We start from the raw sequence: 17,728 nt of genomic DNA, 5'->3' as shown, positions 1-17,728 counted from the left end.
TAGGTAACCTGGGAGCAGGTCAATGGCGTTATCTCACATCGGCTGAATTAAAAGAAATCAATCAGTCAATTCAACCACAAAAATAATTAGTTCAACGTCAGTTTTATACCGTACAAATGATTTAAAATGAGTAAAAGAGTCAATTTCATAATTCAGATTTTCAAAAAGTAAACACTCATCCAATTTCAAAAGTAGCATTTTTTGAAAAGATATGACTATTTATTTTTGGTTAATTTCTGCTGACAAAATGTTTTTAAGTTGTAAGCTAATTGTATCAATTGATGTTCCATGACCACTCGACTGGCTTTATAATAGTTTGTATCATTTAGTTGATAGTTTTCTTTTAAATAGGCGTTTACACGCTCTACCGATGACCGTTTCTTATACAGTTTTTTCCACGCTAATGAGCCTCGTCCAGGATGAGCATATTTTCTGACACCTGTCCCTTGTTTTATTTTAATGACTTTTTGACATAAACCTTCATTATTCAGTGGACAATCCCGGCAACGGGTTTCTGGTCGTTTAAATTTTAAGGCATGGTAGCGTTTGTCAAAGCTCTCATACTGATAGCTATATTCTAAAAAGCATGTAGGCGCGTAAAAATTATCAATTTCTCCATCATTTTTAGGAACTCTTTTTAAATCTATGATAGGCTCAAAACTAAGATCATGTGTTTTTTCATAGATGGCTTGGGCATCATAACCTTTATCCATTAGGACAAACGTGTTTTCTACACCTAAACTAGCAATTTTACCCATTAATGGGATGGCCACACTCACATCTGCGATAAATGCTGATGTGGTTATTCCAGCCAGTAAATAATGTGTGTTTGCGGTGGCTGCATAATGAGCTTTGTACCCAAACCAGTAATTATGTCTCCCTTGGCTATTGGATTTAACACCCCATGAAGGATAAATAGGCAGCTCAAGAAGTCGTTCTTCAACTGACATACTCTTTTGGTTCACTGTCGATGATACGTTGATATTCTCAGCTTTTTTTGACTTGGAATGAGCTTTAACAGCTGTCGCATCAATGGCAACTTCTTCAGAAAAAATATTAAATTCTTGATTTATTTTAGAAAGTAATGCATCATTTAATTGATTCAACACAGTAGGATGGTCTCTTAATGTCTTCATTATTCTACAAAATGTTGCTTCTGAGGGCACACGCTCAGAGTAAAGAAACCCTAAACTTAGTTTAAAGGCAACATCTTCGTTTAGTCTTCGAACGAGGGCTTTAACTGATGGGATACCTTCTATGTAACGAGTAATCATCGCTCTAATGCTTGCTTCGTAATTGATAGAAAGCGGGGCGCCTCGTTGATTTTCTTTTTGAAACAAAGAAATGATTGGATAAAAATCAATTGGGGAGAAGATTTGCGCATGTCATTCTTTTATATCTAGGGTCATTAAGATTTCTATGTCAATAAATGTTGGTTGTTGTATAATGGTCATAGGGAAACACTCCTTTTTGTTGATGTTGTTGTAGTAACTACATTATATCAAAAATGGGGAGGTTCCCTATTTTTATTTCATTTGACCCCTTAGGCCGTAAGGCTTTGGAATTATGAAATTAACTCGGATAGAAAAAATCCAACAAGCTGAATAATTTTGAAACTACGGTAAAACGAGAAGGCTTAATCGCCTTCTCCAATACCACAAAGAAAAGGTGAAACAATGGATAATAGAAAGATGGTAACAAATTGGTTAGAAAAATGTGATAGAGAAGGAATTCTTCCTTGGGAATATGACTTTAAAAAAGAAGTTTTCAATCAAAAATCATGGTCTCCTTCTTTCAGCGAAAATTTCGTTAAAAGAATTTTAGAAAAAGATGGTGGTTTCTATGGCGATTTAAACAAGGTATATGAAACGGAAGATTCAATGTTAATGCAAGCCGTTTATCATATTTTATGGGGAACATATAGCAAAAATATTATCGGAGAAGATAAGGGAGATTGTGACGCTGATGTGATGAATTCGTTTTGGATGATTTTTAAATACTTTGTGTTTAACAAATGCTCTGATTTTTTTGAGTATGAGGTTAATGGTATAAAATATAAAATCTTTCCAAATTTGACTCCATTTAATCAAAATAATCAAGAAAATATCGACTTACTAAATTATTATAAAAAGTATGGTGCTAAAAATGGAATTTCTTGGAAGCAACTCATTTTAAAAAATTACGAAACACCCTTTTTTGAAGAGTTGCGAAATAATGAAAATATTCATAATTTCGCAAAATTAACACATACAATTGGGAATTACACCCTTGAACCTAAAGGCTTTAATGCGGGCTATATTGAGGGCACAAACATATATCATAACGACAATTCTTACACTTGGTCTCAAGCACTTGATAATTTAAAGGAAGTAGATTGGGAAAATAAAAAACACCTAGACTGTGATAGTTGGGAAAAATATTTCAGAGATTTCTACATGCATGTCTACGAGACTCCTTACCCCTATGCTAAAGATTCAAACCAAGATGATTTTTTAAAAAAAGTAAACAGGGCTATCAGACTTAGAGGAATGTTCATGACAAAAATACTCTGTGAGAAACTCAATTTAGAATCTTTAAATTTTTACACTGACCTACTAAACGATAAAGAACTTGAAATATTCAAAAATGAACGGTAAATCAAATAAACACATATACACCACAAGCGAGGCTGAAATTTCGGTCTCGCTTTTTTCTGCATTAAGGAGGCTCTCATGACCAATTCAGAAAAAGCAAATATCATTCTTCAAGAAATCGAATACTACTTACAATTTGACACCCTACAAAGTGAATACGCCGAAAAAGGCATACTCAAAGCATTATCAAAAATCGAAAGGATTGAAAAAAATGAACTCTGATAATTTCCGTTTCTACTTCTTCTTAGCGATTGGGATTAGCACTAGCCACAACCAAAGTAACAGGTTTAATGTTTGGCTTACTTGCCGTTGTCAGTTCCTTATCCTTAATTATCGCTATGTTCTTTCTAACAAAGATGAAACTTCAAAGTCTTTACGGCTGGTTACAATCAATCTGGGATAAATTGAGAGGCTAGTAACATGATGACCATTCTTAATAGGGGTTCGCCCTACTGCATTACCTATTCACCGTCACTCATAATCTTAAACATGAAAGGAAATACCTAAAATGGCAATTTAACCAATTATTGACCCTATCGCAACTGCTGGCAAGTCACTTCTTCTTGTGGACTTGAAACCCGCTTATGAACGTGTAAAAAATGCAAGTGGTGAGTTTGAAAAGACGGATAAAATCACTCACTACAATTACATCGTTGTTTGTCTTGAAAAGAAATTTGAGAAAATCACCGTCAAAATTGAAGAACTTCGTCCATTGTTTGACACTGAAAATGATGAAATTCCAGATGAAACCTATGTGAAATTTGAAAATCTGTCCTTCAATCCTTACGTTTCAAATGGCTGGATTCAGTTGTCTTCAAAAGCTGACAAATGCGTATTAGTTAGGGCGTAACCTATGAAAAACAATCAAAACAAATTTCTAAAAGTTTCGGCATTCTCACCAAATGTACCGCTGAAATATCGGTGGAACTCATTGCTGTTTGTGATTTTTGCTGAAATGGGTAGTGTGATTTGGCTAGAAAGTCATATTCAAAATGGATTCTTGTTCATTCTCGTGCTTATCGGTTTGTTTTGCTTGATGATTTACACAACTTATAAATTCGTAACCAATCGAAAACGGGGGTGGGTGACTTCCCCCTATAAGTTGTTAAGGCGGTTCATCATGGACAATAACCTGTTTGAAAGTGGCTACCGCATAATCGGTCAAGATAACAATGGAAACGATAGAAAGAAAAACGTCATTATTGATATCGTTTATATGCTTTATCTGAATACTCCCGAAAAGCTTGGATTTAAGTCAATATCTTGGACACGATTTGGGAGACTTTTTTCGAAAGAATGTCACTGTGAGTGTGTCATCGTTTCTCTTAGCCCTCAAGCCAAAATCGCTTGACCGCTAAGAGAAGCGATGACAAATTAAATGCGTGACTTTCTCGAAAAAAATGTGTATGAAATTTCTAGGCAGCTTGCTGACAAAGAGTCTCCATTTCTTGAGGAGTCAAATAATGAATGCTGCTGTGAATTCTAGTACGGTTATAAAAACTTTCAATATATTGAAACAATGCCAGTTTAGCTTGCTCAAAAGACTGGTAATGATTTTGGTAGACCTCTTCCTTTTTCAAGGTGGCATGAAACGATTCGATGCCGGCATTATCATAAGGACACCCTTTGTGATTAAAGGAATGGCGAATGCCTAATTTGTTTATCTGCTCGTTGTATTCTTGGCTTGTGTATTGGCTGCCTAAATCTGAGTGTAAAACGAGTTCTTTAGAAATCGACTGTGTTTGAACGGCTTTGTCCAATGTGTCTAACACTAGTTCTGTTGTCATCTTCTTACCAAATGACCAAGCAATAATTTTTTTAGAATGCAAATCTTGAATAGACGACAAGTAACACCAACCATCCTCAACAGTATGAATGTACGTGATATCTGTGACCCATTTTTGATTCAACCTCGTGGTTGAAAAATCGCGCTTTAAAAGATTTTCGCGTTCTTGAATAGTACTCTTGTTAGAGTTGGAAGGACGCCATTTCTTAACGATAATAGAACGAATATTTAAGTCCTTCATCCGTTTTTGCACACGTTTGAGACTGATGGAAACCCCTTGTTTGGCTAATTATTGATGAATTTTAGGTGCACCATAGCGACGGCCAGAATCTTCATAAATCTTAAGGATCCTGTCGTTCAGCTCTCTATTCTCTTTTGCACGCTTAGATTCTTTTCGATTAATGCGTTCATAGTAGCTAGAGCGAGAGACTTCAAATAACTCGCAGGCGCGCTCTATGTTTAGGCTAGTTGAATGCTGGTGGATGGTTTCAATCACGTCATCTTGTGTTATTTTTTTGCGAATATGGTTAAGACCTTTTTTAAAATATCATTATCTTCTTTCAAGCGGGCATTTTCTTTTTTTAATTTTCCATTTGTCAAATTAAGCTGGAATAGATTGCGTAAATAAAATTTAGAGTAGTAAAAAATGAAAGTCATTCTGAAAAAAATGGATGTTAAATAGTGTTAGTTGTTGTGTGATAGACAAAGGAATCTCAGTTTCTGGTTAGGTGTTTTGCAGAACAACCTAATTGTAGCAGATGCGAAGACACCATTTCTGATTGTTTTATAATAGTTGATATATCAAGGCTTAATAATTATGAAATTATCCCTATCCGAACACATATCTTGAATCAAAATAAACAAATTGATAACTTGCCTCAGATGTGATTTTTGAAACCAGTCAATAAAAGTACGTGTTTTAATCTTGAACATGTTTTATTGGTAAAGAGACAGTTACAACTAAACCATTTGGAACATTGTTTTTATAGGAAACATCGCCTTTGTGAGCATGAGTTATTTGTTTTACCAATTTCAAACCAATGCCATGAGGGATACCATCATTAGATTTTGATTTGCCTTCAAAAGTAAGTCCAGTATTTAACATGTTCAACTGTTTTTCGGAAAGACCTATTCCATCATCGGTAACTATATACTGCAAATAATTTTTAGTTGTAGAAGCCTTCACCACAATGTTGCAACCGTTAGGATTGTGGTCGATACTGTTTTGAACCAAATTATTTAGCATTCTTGAAAGTAAAGTGAGATCTCCTTGAATAGATAGTTCATTTAAATTATTTTCAACGACCATGTTTATCTTATGCTTCATGTTTATATCATTATTTAAAAAGTCACTAATTACTAGACGGATTAACTCAACAGGATTAATTTTTTTTATATTTAGAGGTTGCATAGAATACTCAAGCTTAGATGTTAAATTTAAATCTGAAATTAATTTTCTGAGTTTATCTCCTTGAATACAGATGATTTCAGCTTTTGCCCGTGTCTCTGTTGGCAAATTGCTATTTTTTTCTATTTCACCAGCATAACCTAACATTATAGTGAGAGGGGTTCTAATATCGTGCGAAATACCTGAGATCCAATCTTTTCGTGCTTCTTCCTTTTTTCCAATATACTGGCTAGCCGTATTCAATTCTTCGTTAATAGTCCCAAGTTCTCCTTTTTTTGGAAGCAATACATACTGTCCTTTTGATAAAGAGTTTATTCCGGTGAGAATTGGTTTAATTGCTTTCTCAATTTTTCGTGTATTCCATCCCGATAGTGTAAACATCAGTAAAAAATTCATTACAATAAAAATACCAACACTGTAGATAAGAATCTTCATAGTGTTTGTGTCTAAAAAATAGTTATATTTTCCAATGCTTTGTTTAGGAAGTCCGATGACCAACAGACCTGATGGCAACGTTTGGATTAGGACTGGAAAATCTTCCAAATACCAACGACTAAATCTAGCAATATCTGATGAGGTATAAGAACGTGGTAAATTTTCGGGCATATATTCCTCCCAGATAACAGTGCCGCTATCATCAAGAATCATTGCCCATGAGTTCTTCTCCTTTAATATGTTTGTTGATTTGCTGTTAACGGTTATTTTTTGTTTTTTGTCCACATTAATATTGTCCACAAACTCTGTTATAGGAAAAACTTCTTCTTCGGAAGTATTTTTTATGATTAATATGATTGAAAAGAAAAAAATTAAATTTGCAATTAAAAATATGAGAAGAACAAGAATGTTAGAATACAAATATTTTCTAAAAAATTGTTTTATTGTTGTGTTCAAAGTTTATTCTCCTTTTGAAACGAGTTTATATCCGAGACCTTTTACTGTTACAATCGACACTGGTTTTGATGGGTTATCTTCGATCTTTTCTCGTAAATGACGTATATGCGTCATTAATGTTGTTTCGTATCCATCCCAGAAATCTCCGCAGACCGTCTGACATAAAGAACCAATCGTTACGATTTTGTCTATATTTTCATATAACTTGAAAAATATAGTATATTCTTTCGCTGTAAGAGGTATTTTATCATGATTTCGAATGACTTCAGCCTTATCAATGTCAACTTTGGCAGAGTCTAAAACTATTACACGATTTTTTTCTGGATATGTTCTTCTAAGAATCGCCGATACACGAAATAGTAACTCTTTTGGTAAGAATGGTTTTACGAGGTAATCATCAGCGCCAAGTTCAAAACCGGAAAATTTATCTTCTGCTTCTCCTTTGGCGGTTAACATAAGTACGGGAACTTTAGTTAATGAACGGACTTCCTGCAAAAATTCAAATCCATCCATTTCGGGCATCATAACATCCAGAATAATCATATCTGGAATTTTTTCATAAATTGTCTCAAGAGCCTTTTTAGCTGAAGACATTGCCTTTACTTTTGAATAGCCGTCATTTTCAAAGATTGATTTGATTATGTTTAGTATTTCTAGGTCATCGTCCACGATAAGTATCTCTTTGTCTTTCAAAAAATCACCTCATTATTCTGCTTTATATAGATTGTATATAAGAATCTTCTCTTTGTATATATGAATAGCACTTCTCAAGGTAAACTCAAGCTTCCAAATATATAATGAATTTAATAAAAAAGGAGCTGAATTAATTATGAGCATATTAAAAGTAGAAAATTTGACAAAGGTATATGGCTCGAAGGATACAAAAGTAACAGCGTTGAATCGTATTAATTTGAATATTGAGAAGGGAGAATTCATATCAATCATCGGTCCTAGTGGGTCAGGAAAATCAACACTACTACATATGTTAGGAGGCGTTGACAAGCCGTCTGAAGGAAACATATATATTGAAAATAAAGATATTTCAACATTAAATGAAACGGAAATGGCAGTTTTCCGCCGTAAAAAAATTGGTTTGATATATCAAGCATATAATTTGATACCAACTTTAGATGTAGAACAAAATATAATGCTACCTATGCTTTTGGATAATGTAACCCCAAAGAAAGTAGATTATGATAGAATTGTTGAACTTCTGGGATTAACAGAAAGAAGAAATCATTTGCCTAGTCAGCTTTCTGGAGGGCAAAAGCAAAGAGTTGCAATTGGCCGTTCACTGATTTACAGTCCATCTATAATTTTAGCGGATGAACCTACAGGGAATTTAGATAGCAAAAATACTAAAGCCACACTGAACTTGTTAAAGATTGCTAACAAGGAATATAATCAAACGATTGTTATGATTACCCATGATGAAAAGATTGCCAATTCAGCCGATAGAGTAATCAAAATAGTAGATGGAGAAATTGTGTCGGATGAGGTAGTCAAATAATGAAGATAATGAATGAATATACTTACAGTCAGATAAAAAAGAATAAGCGTCAAACTATCTCAATCTTAATTGCGATAACAATTGCATCAGCCCTCTTATGCTCAATTTGTATTTTTTCGCATTCATTCTGGAAAGGTAAAATAAATGATACTATAGGAAAAACAGGTGATTGGCATGGCGAGTTATGGGAGGCAACAACAGGGAGTGATTTAAAGAAAGTTGAAGACAATCCGGAAATTGAAGCAACGATGATCAAAGGACAATGGGTTACAGCAAAGCTTGACAGTACAAAGCGTCCCTATTATTTAATGAGGGGTGCAGATAAACAATTTTGGCATGATATGAATTTCAAGAACACTATTATAGAAGGCCGTCTTCCGGAAAAAGAAGGAGAAATGGTTGTGTCAAAATTGTTCTTTATAGAAAATCCGTCTTATAAAGTTGGTGACCAATTGACACTCCCGATTGGCAACCGTATGTTGGAAGGAAAAGAGCTGCAAACGAACGAATATAAAAAAGAAGGTGAATATTTTCAGCAGGTAGCAACTAAAGACTATACTATAGTTGGAAATTTAGATATATCCGGTGGATCTGCATTTCCAGGATATATTGCGATGGATTATCTTGAAAAATCAAAAATTCAACCAGCAGATGATCTCACAATATATATGAGATTTAAAAAGCCTAGTACTATTTATAAAAATTTACCTTTGGTAGCGGAGTCTGTTGGTTTAGAAAAAGATGAAACAGGTAATTATGGCATTGTCTATAATACGCCATTATTGAGTTTGTACGGGATTTCGGATGAGGGTTTTTCAAATCCTCAATTTATAGTAGTTTTAGCTATGGGTGTCGTACTGCTTATTCTTGTTGTAGGAACTTTTGTGCTTATCATCTATAATGCTTTTTCTCTATCATCCAATAGCAGAACTAAAGAATTAAGTATTTTAAAAAGTTTGGGCGCTACCCCAAAACAAATCAAACATTCAGTTTTGTATGAAGGTTTTATATTATGGTTGCTACAATCACCAATTGGTGTTTTAATCGGTTATGGTTTTAGTTACCTTGTGATAGACAAAGTGAATGGGATACTGCAAAAAACAGCGAATTACTCAAATATGACTATTGAATTTTCGTGGCTTGTAGTTGTATTTTCGTTGATGATATCTCTTGTAACTGTTTTAATTTCAGCCTATATTCCTGCAAGAAGGATGTCCAAAATACCTGCTGTAGAGGGAATTAATCAAAATCATGTGAAAATAAAAAATAAAAAAAATTACTTAATTGCAAGTAAAGTATTCGGAATAGAAGGAGAGATAGCTAAGAGACAATCGCTGGCAAACAAAAAAAGTTTAAGAACAGCAATGGTATCACTATCATTATGTTTGATTTTAATAATAAGTTATTTAAATATAATATCAATTTATAATTTTGCAGAATCTAAAAATACCCAACTAACGAATTATGACATGACTGTAAATTTAAATATTATGGATGAACCAGACAACAATATGGTCCAAAAGATAATGTCATTACCAGAAATTCAAAAGAATGTTATACGTAGAAAAGTTAGAACAACAACGTCTGTCAAAAAAACTCAAGAATCTGTCGTTTTTTCTGAATTGGGCGGTTTTTCTAGTGTTTCAAACAGCAAATACAATATTGTAAAAGACGATAATAATTTTAAGATAGTTGTTAATTTAGTAGGCCTAGATAATGAATCTTTCAAAACATATTGTCAAGATATCAATGTTGATTATGAAAAATATTATGTTAAGGATGAACCTTTGGGCATTTTAGAAGATAATACTTATCACCAAGATGAAAATTCTAAGGATGTTCAAAAGATAGCCATGCTCAACATAAAATCCGGTTCTTCAATGGAGATATCCGAAAAAGAATTCGCGAGTACAGACGGTGACTACAAATTTAGCTTGAAAATTGGTGATACAACGGATAAAATACCAGGAGAATTTAATTCTAGTAGATATAGCGTCTCTATGATAATTCCTATGGAAAGGTACGAACAAATAGTTTCGCACTTCTCACCAGAGCGGATTTTGGAAACTAATATGATGTCAATTGATTTATTAGTGGGTGAAAGAAACGCAAACATAGCCAAAGAAAAAATGGAAACTATTATTAATAATTACCTAGGATCTGAGGATTATTCAATATGGAGTTTGAAAGAAGACAAAGAACATGATGAATTAGTACAAAAATCTATTAGTATCATAATATATGCAATTGCGATAATGATAGGTTTTATAGGGATATTTAACACCATTTCAACAATTTCCAATAATTTACAAATCCACAAAAGAGAGTATGCGATGCTTCGATCGGTAGGGATAACACCTAGCGGATTGAATAAAGTATTACTATTGGAAGGAATTTCATTTGCGTTAAAACCGATTATATTAAGCATCCCAATTGTATTTTTGATTAGTGGTTTCATGTTAAATTTAACATCAACAACTTGGGGAGAGTTTGTATTAATTTCTCAGAAAGGAATAATAATTTTTTATATACTTTGTATGTTTCTTTCAATTTTTCTTGTTTACTGGAATTCTTCAAAGAAATTAAAAAGAGAAAACATTATTGATTCCATAAAGAATGAAGTGATATAAGGGGATTTTTTACTAAAATATAAGTTTCATAATATTTAAAGAGCAGATTAAATTTATCTAAAGTGCAAATTTCAGAGGGAATTTGCACTTTTTTGCTTATTTTTATAAATAATTCTCGGCAAACACCTCTTTTCTTTCGTGTTAGTAGTGAAGAGCAAACCGGAAGCATTTAGTTGATTGGGATGTGTTCAGTTTGCCCAATGTTCTTTGAAAATTGAATAATTATCTGCCGGCAACGTTAATTTTGTCTGTAGCTGATTTCGATAAGCGCGAAGAAATTCTAAGTAAGAATGAGCGAACCATTTTATCAGAAATAGTTAAGAATTGGTCAGTCTTAAAGCGATGAAAGACAAAAGGATAATGATACTTCCGTAAGGCTCGCCGTAAACTTGGGGAGAGGTGAAAGTCCTATGATGCTCGTGACTAAGCAGCCGGCAGAAGTGACATACAGTAAAAGAAAAGTGAGTTTACATTTGCTATAATACAAGCGAGTATCGAAGCAAATGGGAAAGGAGCGACATGATTACCATTACCAAAAAAGATTTGGTTGCTTTGGGGTATGGTCCAACTCAGTCATCCAATATTATTCGAGAAGCTAAGAAGCTGATGATTAAGAAAGGCCATACTTATTACGAGTCGAGAAAGCTAGACCGTGTACCCAAAGAAGCGATTGAGTCCCTTTTAGGCATCAAGTTTCCGGATAAAATGAATACTTCTTATGAGCATAAGGAGTGAGTTAATTGGCAACTGATTCCATAAAAAAAGCCAAGAATGGCACCTATTATTTTCGGGCTAATCTTGGTTATGGTAGTGACGGAAAGAAAATTCAAAAATATCGCAGTGGTTTTAAAACGAAACGAGAAGCAAGGAAGGCATATTCGCAGATCATTCTGGAAAAGTCTGAGGTTGTTCAGCGAGAAAATTGGCAAGAAGAAGAGGAAGAACTCAGTTTCAAACAGTATGTGGAAGAGATTTTTTTACCTTGGTATAAATCACAAGTCAAAGATAGAACCTATGATAACCGAGTTTCTACTATCAAAAAACATCTTTCTTATTTTTATCGCTATGCCGTCAGTGAGATTGAACCCATCCACGTTCAAACCTGGCAGTCTAAATTGTTTAAAACATTGAGTGCCACTTATATTAGAAATGTGCAGGGGATTTTCTCCCTGGCGATGGACAGAGCGGTTATCCTAGGACTAGCTGAACAAAATCCATCTAAAATTGTTGGCAATGTAAAAAAGCAGAAAACGAAAATTGATTTTTGGACAAAAGAAGAATTTGAGCAGGTGCTATCAGTGATTTATAAAGAAGACTACTACCAGCACTTCTTGTATCTTTCCTTGTGGTTTTTGTTTATGACCGGAATGCGAATCGGTGAAGCGACTGCTGTTCAATGGGAAGATATCGAGTTTGACACAGGTGTGCTGAGTATAACCAAGACTTTATACTACAAAAACCTTAGTTATTATGAGTTTGTCGAGCCGAAAACCAAGGCAAGTATTCGGCATATTGTTCTGGATGAAGATACGTTGAAGGAGTTAAAGGAATGGCAACAACGTCAGCGTTCTGTGGTCAAGACAGGCTTTGTCATGAGTTATAACGGCCAGCCAACGCAAAAGCATACTATGAGCCGGGCCATTACCCGCTATGCAGCTTTGGCTGGTGTCCACCGGATTCGTACCCATGCGTTGAGGCATTCTCATGCCTCGTTGCTGATGCAGATGGGAGAAAATCCCTTGATCATCAAAGATCGTTTAGGCCATGAAGACATTGAAACAACTTTAGGCACTTACGGACACCTTTATCCCAACAGTAATTTTGAAGTAGCGACCAAGCTGACAGGTATCTTAAAACAGACATCTTCTCAAACCAATTTGGACAGATCACCGAAGAACCAATTCACCGTTGGTTATTTAGGTGAAAAATAAAAAGTGCAATCTTGGTGCAATAAAAGTGCAATCCGAAAATAGAAAAGCCTCAATCCCTTGATACATAAGGGATTGAAGCTCAGCTGATACTATTCCCACTCTAATATAATCGCTACTGATAAAAAGTAAGTATAGACAAGATTTGTAGGTTTTTCAATATGGTGTGGTCACATAAGGGGTCACATTTACATTTTGAAATTATTTTGAATAGATAATAATCTGTGTGTGCTCTATGAACAATATTCGAAACGGAAGAAAATATTCGAATAAAAGAGGCATCATTTCAGCAACAGCATCTAATAGCGATAGATTGATTACCATTAAATTTAATATGATTCATGTCAGCGGTTTTGATGTTAATATTTCCAGTCATTTTTTGTGCGATCAATTCATCACGGTTAGGGTACAAATGAGAATAGTGTTTTAGGGTTATCTCAGGCCCTGAGTGACCCAGTCTCCTGCTTAACATAAGGATATCAATATTGAACTCATTGATTAAGTAGGAGGCATGAGAATGCCTCAGACCTTTAGCTTGAATTTTATGAACTACCGCAAGTTTTGAATAGCGATTAATGATGCGTGAAATAGTTGATTTTGTCATAGGATGGGCATTGTAACTAAAGATAAAATTTGATTTTGTTTGAGTAGCTTGTTTTTGTTTCCAGTCCTTTAAAATTTGAATCGTATCATCATCTAATGAAATAATTCTTTTTCCACCAGCGGTTTTAGTATGATTTTTTCTATTCCATTCATTTTTGTTTTTATAAATTAGCATATGCTGTATTCTTAGTTGTTTCTTTTTAAAATCAACATCACGCCAATAAAGAGCACATCCTTCGTTTACTCGGATTCCTGTCATAAAATACACCCAAAGCATCACGAAATTTAAGTGTTGATAATAATCTTTCACATAAATTTGTTGAATAACTTTTTCAAACTCTTTCTTTGTCCAATAGGGAACAGTGGCTTTTCCTTTTGGAATCGCTTTAATTTTTTTCGATATGTTACTATCTAAAAAATCTAATTCTACAGCTTTATCAAGAGTTTTTCTAAACATTCCAAATACTAGAGATGCATAGGCTTGCGAATAGCCAGTACCGCCATCTTCTTTTGCTGTTAATAGGTAGGTTCTATAATTTTGTACATCATGGGCTGTAATATCCTTTAGTGCTTTACCTGCGAATCTATTTCTCATAGTAAGCAATGTCTGTTTTCTAACTGAAAAAGTACTGTGTTGAACCTCCGTTTTATAGGCAGGAATATAGACGTTATCCATAAAGTCTGAATATAACATATGATTGTTATAGCTTAATTTTTTATCAACATCAGCTTCGACTTTCAATTCTTCCATATATTGTTTAGCTCTTGCAATGGTGGTGAGATGACTACCATCTTTATCTGTCATTTTTTTAATCGTGATAGATTTTCCTGTGTTAGGATTTTTTCCATATCTAAATTGAATATAGTATCGTGGTTTAGAAGCACTAGGATCATAAAGATAGATACCAGTGTGTCCTGTCGTGCGATTTATTTTTGGTTTTTTCATATAAAATGACCTCCTGTAAATTTTATAACCAATTCAATCATACATTGATAAATATTGAATTTAAAGGCTTTCTAGTATTGTTTCCATTGGTTTATGTAACTCTTGTAAGCTTTTTTATGAGAAATATACCCTTTTTCAGGTCTACCGGGTTTTCGGGGATATTTTTTTTGCCTGTTTTTCTTAAATCTTTGAAAATCAAGAGGTGTTTGATTGTTTTCACGTTCTTTCATCTTTTTAAAGGCTTTTTCTAACATTTTTTTACTTAGCTTTGTTTGCATTAGTTTTCATCTCCTTGAAATAAGTAATTAGCACTTTCAATGAGTTCACTTTTCATTTTAAAAGTTCTTTCCTCACTCCATTTATTTGAAAATTGTTTATCCGTGACTTTTTCATATTTTTTTAATTCATCATTCCAAAATATTGGGGTTATATGTTCTAATGTAAACTTGAAAACTTCAATCCTTCGGAAAAATTGTTCTTTTTTGTCATAAATTTCACGTTGTTCGACACTTTTTATGGTGGTGTTCTCTATTTGTATTTCATGGTAAAACTCATTATTTCCATTAACAAGATTGAAAAACTCTTCCGGTGGAAATGGTGTAGTTATCACAATCATTTCTGCAATTAGCTTTTTATCAAAGTATCGACTGCCTGCAATATTTTCAAAATTAAATGGGTCTAGCAATTTTAATAATTCGTTGTATTGGATTACTTCAGGTCTAAGTTCATCAATAATAATAATCTTTTGACCATCGTAGTTCGCAAATAAGTCTCTATTAGAGCCTGTGATATAATAGTCACCTTGAAATTTTTCTTTTGCAAAACGGGTTTTTCCAGTTCCAGTACCACCATAAAAATAATAGGTTTTAATTTGTTTGTTTTCTTCTATCATTTCTTGTTTAAATCGATTAAATCTACGACTTAATTTGAATGATTGAATAGCTTTTATTTTTCTTTCATTATTAGCGTATTCAACAGGAGTGATTGAATCAAGGAGCACTTCTAAAGATATCAACCCTTCACCTAACAAGTTTAAGTATTGGCTTATTTTATTTTCAGAAAAATTATTTATTGAAGCGGCAATTTCTTCCATGAAAGCAATATAATCAAAATTGGCTTTGACTTCTTCGAAATCATATTGATGCTTGCCACCAGATTTTTCTGTTCGGTGAGTTAAGTATGAGAACATATTTTTGTAGTTACCATTCCATGCTTCAAAATTTTGAGAACTATCATTAACACTTTTTGCTAATGAACTTAAGTGTCGAGGATTTTTAAATTGGAGTGCGATATGATAATGAAAAGGGACATGTTGCTGTTCGTCGTTTATATCAAAGTCATGTTTGATTATAGCGAATTGTTCGGGTTTTAATCGTTTTTCAATAAAATTATATAACTCGTCAATATCTATAGGGATTCCTTTTTTTTCCATGTGGGTGAGTTGATTAACATACATAACATTTCTTGATTTGATGCTAGCTTCTTTATTCACCATAACTTTTACCTCTTTTCTATTTGGAACGTTTTGAATAAAACTAGTTCCAAATGATTGTGTATATTAAAGCTAAGAAATCAAGCGTTTTGGAACAATGTTACTGATCGACATAACAAGCCCTGTCGATCAGTATTAGATTAGGATTTCGTAAGCTTTTGGAACAAGATATAAAAAAATTATTTAACATTATAGACTTTGAAGATGAGCTAGCCATTGGAAGCCTATTTTCACAATCCTCCCACTCATTACCTCCGCTTGTATACCTCCTACATTTCTTCTTAAGACTTGGCAACAGATTCTAATATTGCTATGCAAATGCCTTCGGAACTTTCCCTAAACGGGAGTTCCACGGCGCATAGCAATAAAGAATCTGATAAACCAAGACATGTCCTCGGTGGCAAGCGGTCGGTTGTGGTGTGTTCGGATTGTTCAAATATGCTCTTTCAAGAGCGCTAGCGCTCTTGAAAGATATTTGTGTTAAAAAACAATTGCATCTAATATCAAGCTTATAGCTCTCTAATATTCTGAAATTGATTAGGAGAATCAAAATACAGTTCGTAAACCTCGACTACCTGTTTGATAAATTGTTTTAAGATGGCCAATAAAACAGCTATTTCTTCATCCTCTGAAGTAAACTTTTCTATAAAAATGCCTTGTTCAATAAAGTTAGCTTCTATGATGTGTCGGAATATATCGACATTAGCTCCTAGAAAAGTGTGTAGCACTTCTTTGATTTCGTTTTCGTTCATCAGTCCTGCCTCATTATTCATAAATTTCTTTGAATTCATTTGCTAATGAAACCAATCTATTAATCGTAGTTAAAAGATAATCATGTTCTTCGTCAATAGCTTTATAATCTTGCATTTCGATGTCCATTGCGAGTTGCTTTTTATTAAAATCGTCTACAGCACTAAGCAAAGGGCCGAGAAATAGGAGCAAACTTTGTTTTGTTGGTCCCTCATCGTTATTCTTCATTATTTTTCAACTCCTTTTTTGAATGTGGCTTGAGGAATAATACGTCTGGCCTCTATAGAAAGTTGATTTTGGTACTCTCCATAGATGCTTACTTTAACAATTTCATCAATGATGACCTTAGTATTGAGAGGGACTGAAATATCTTCATGAAGTTTTACGGTGATTTTTTCGTATTTATTGTTTTGAGGTACTTCTCCATTTGCCTTTTTTCGATATTCAGTATTGTCTTCGATGATAGTTAATTCAACTTTTTTACCTAATATTTCTTTTGTGTGAAAATCAGTCCATGGTGTGACATTTGTAAATTCAAACACTTTTCCTTCAAAAAATTTTACATGATTAAATTCTCTGAATTGAAACAGATTTTTTAATGCCATATTTATCAAACCCTTTCATATATTATGATTCTCAAGCTCATACAACATGTTGTTATTTTTTTAAAATATTCGCTTGATATTTTTATTATATTATAATTATATAAAAATGTACAAAGTGGATATTTGTGTTGGTTTATATACGTTTAAACTCAATGCTATATTGCGAAAACGGAGATAATTTATATTTTTAAAACAAAGATATGTTGTCAATATCACGTTATTTGAATTCCGTTATTTTTGTGCATGAGAAACAAAAACAATTATTTTCAAGTCGTTATTTATTAAGAATTGGTAAAGAATCGATTAAATTTTTTAACTAAAATTAATCAACCAAGATTAATTTTTTGAAATACATACTTGCTATAAGCAAAAAAGCTTTAAAAATAGCATTTAATAAACAAATGTTCATATTATGAACGCATGATGTTGTAAAATGGATTAGATATAGATTATAAAGGAGTGGATGATCATTGAAATTGAATAAATTTGACCCTGTTCTTGCTGTTGGAGAAAAGAAGTATCGAGCAAGAATGAGGAAGAGTGGAA

General features: G+C 33.4%; 17 protein-coding genes and 1 pseudogene. 8 read left to right on the top strand and 10 right to left on the bottom strand.

Going from position 1 to position 17,728, the window contains the following annotated elements; translation table 11 throughout:
- Positions 1–215 precede the first annotated feature (215 nt).
- Positions 216–1,364: a transposase gene (locus CBF29_RS13075; protein ID WP_484444099.1), complete on the bottom strand. Its 1,149-nt coding sequence runs from the start codon at positions 1,362–1,364 to the stop codon at positions 216–218.
- Positions 1,365–1,676: 312 nt separating this feature from the next.
- On the opposite strand from CBF29_RS13075, the gene CBF29_RS13070 reads away from it, so the two are divergent.
- The 4 genes from CBF29_RS13070 to CBF29_RS13060 all read left to right on the top strand — a co-directional run bounded on the left by CBF29_RS13070 (position 1,677) and on the right by CBF29_RS13060 (position 3,984).
- Positions 1,677–2,636, top strand: a complete 960-nt coding sequence (locus tag CBF29_RS13070) for a hypothetical protein (RefSeq protein WP_126810150.1) — start codon at positions 1,677–1,679, stop codon at positions 2,634–2,636.
- A 75-nt stretch (positions 2,637–2,711) separates the two neighbouring features.
- Positions 2,712–2,855 carry a hypothetical protein gene (locus CBF29_RS13815; protein WP_170170082.1) on the top strand — a complete coding sequence of 48 codons (144 nt, stop codon included), beginning with the start codon at positions 2,712–2,714 and terminating at the stop codon, positions 2,853–2,855.
- Between the two features lie 343 nt (positions 2,856–3,198).
- Positions 3,199–3,483: a hypothetical protein gene (locus CBF29_RS13065; RefSeq protein ID WP_245987394.1), complete on the top strand. Its 285-nt coding sequence runs from the start codon at positions 3,199–3,201 to the stop codon at positions 3,481–3,483.
- Positions 3,484–3,486: 3 nt separating this feature from the next.
- Positions 3,487–3,984, top strand: coding sequence for a hypothetical protein (locus CBF29_RS13060; RefSeq protein ID WP_126810149.1), 498 nt, complete (start codon positions 3,487–3,489; stop codon positions 3,982–3,984).
- Between the two features lie 64 nt (positions 3,985–4,048).
- On the opposite strand, the pseudogene CBF29_RS13055 reads toward CBF29_RS13060, so the two are convergent.
- The 3 genes and pseudogenes from CBF29_RS13055 to CBF29_RS13045 form a co-directional block, all read right to left on the bottom strand.
- Positions 4,049–4,696, bottom strand: a pseudogene (locus tag CBF29_RS13055) (IS3 family transposase); the annotation flags it as partial.
- A gap of 642 nt (positions 4,697–5,338) precedes the next feature.
- Positions 5,339–6,718, bottom strand: a complete 1,380-nt coding sequence (locus tag CBF29_RS13050) for a sensor histidine kinase (RefSeq protein WP_126810147.1) — start codon at positions 6,716–6,718, stop codon at positions 5,339–5,341.
- Between the two features lie 3 nt (positions 6,719–6,721).
- Positions 6,722–7,411, bottom strand: a complete 690-nt coding sequence (locus CBF29_RS13045) for a response regulator transcription factor (RefSeq protein ID WP_126810146.1) — start codon at positions 7,409–7,411, stop codon at positions 6,722–6,724.
- Positions 7,412–7,547: 136 nt separating this feature from the next.
- Here CBF29_RS13045 and CBF29_RS13040 point away from each other — a divergent pair, with 136 nt between their 5' ends.
- The 4 genes from CBF29_RS13040 to CBF29_RS13025 all read left to right on the top strand — a co-directional run bounded on the left by CBF29_RS13040 (position 7,548) and on the right by CBF29_RS13025 (position 12,789).
- On the top strand, positions 7,548–8,228 hold the full coding sequence (locus CBF29_RS13040; RefSeq protein WP_126810145.1) for an ABC transporter ATP-binding protein: 681 nt from the start codon (positions 7,548–7,550) through the stop codon (positions 8,226–8,228).
- Positions 8,228–10,858 (top strand): ABC transporter permease, encoded by a 2,631-nt coding sequence (locus CBF29_RS13035; protein ID WP_126810144.1) that lies wholly within the window; start codon positions 8,228–8,230, stop codon positions 10,856–10,858. Before CBF29_RS13040 ends, CBF29_RS13035 begins: the two co-directional genes overlap by 1 nt.
- Before the next feature lie 519 nt (positions 10,859–11,377).
- On the top strand, positions 11,378–11,593 hold the full coding sequence (locus CBF29_RS13030; RefSeq protein WP_126810143.1) for a DUF3173 domain-containing protein: 216 nt from the start codon (positions 11,378–11,380) through the stop codon (positions 11,591–11,593).
- 5 nt (positions 11,594–11,598) lie between these two features.
- Positions 11,599–12,789: a site-specific integrase gene (locus CBF29_RS13025; RefSeq protein ID WP_126810142.1), complete on the top strand. Its 1,191-nt coding sequence runs from the start codon at positions 11,599–11,601 to the stop codon at positions 12,787–12,789.
- Positions 12,790–13,072: 283 nt separating this feature from the next.
- On the opposite strand, the gene CBF29_RS13020 is transcribed toward CBF29_RS13025, so the two are convergent.
- From CBF29_RS13020 to CBF29_RS12995, 6 genes are all read right to left on the bottom strand, one after another.
- Entirely contained in the window at positions 13,073–14,335 is a 1,263-nt protein-coding gene (locus CBF29_RS13020) for a tyrosine-type recombinase/integrase (RefSeq protein ID WP_126810141.1), read from the bottom strand.
- A gap of 71 nt (positions 14,336–14,406) precedes the next feature.
- A complete protein-coding gene (locus CBF29_RS13015) occupies positions 14,407–14,613 on the bottom strand; it encodes a hypothetical protein (protein ID WP_126810140.1) in 207 nt (68 codons plus the stop codon).
- Entirely contained in the window at positions 14,613–15,830 is a 1,218-nt protein-coding gene (locus CBF29_RS13010) for a Rep family protein (RefSeq protein ID WP_126810139.1), read from the bottom strand. Before CBF29_RS13010 ends, CBF29_RS13015 begins: the two co-directional genes overlap by 1 nt.
- 506 nt (positions 15,831–16,336) lie before the next feature.
- Positions 16,337–16,579 (bottom strand): hypothetical protein, encoded by a 243-nt coding sequence (locus CBF29_RS13005; RefSeq protein ID WP_126810138.1) that lies wholly within the window; start codon positions 16,577–16,579, stop codon positions 16,337–16,339.
- A gap of 13 nt (positions 16,580–16,592) precedes the next feature.
- Positions 16,593–16,805 (bottom strand): hypothetical protein, encoded by a 213-nt coding sequence (locus tag CBF29_RS13000; protein WP_126810137.1) that lies wholly within the window; start codon positions 16,803–16,805, stop codon positions 16,593–16,595.
- Positions 16,805–17,182, bottom strand: a complete 378-nt coding sequence (locus CBF29_RS12995; RefSeq protein ID WP_126810136.1) for a hypothetical protein — start codon at positions 17,180–17,182, stop codon at positions 16,805–16,807. Before CBF29_RS12995 ends, CBF29_RS13000 begins: the two co-directional genes overlap by 1 nt.
- Positions 17,183–17,728 lie beyond the last annotated feature (546 nt).

Source organism: Vagococcus elongatus (genome assembly GCF_003987645.1).
GTDB classification, from domain to species: domain Bacteria; phylum Bacillota; class Bacilli; order Lactobacillales; family Vagococcaceae; genus Vagococcus_A; species Vagococcus_A elongatus.
The sequence above is the reverse complement of the archived record's forward strand: the minus strand, read 5'-3'. Positions and strand labels throughout refer to the sequence as shown.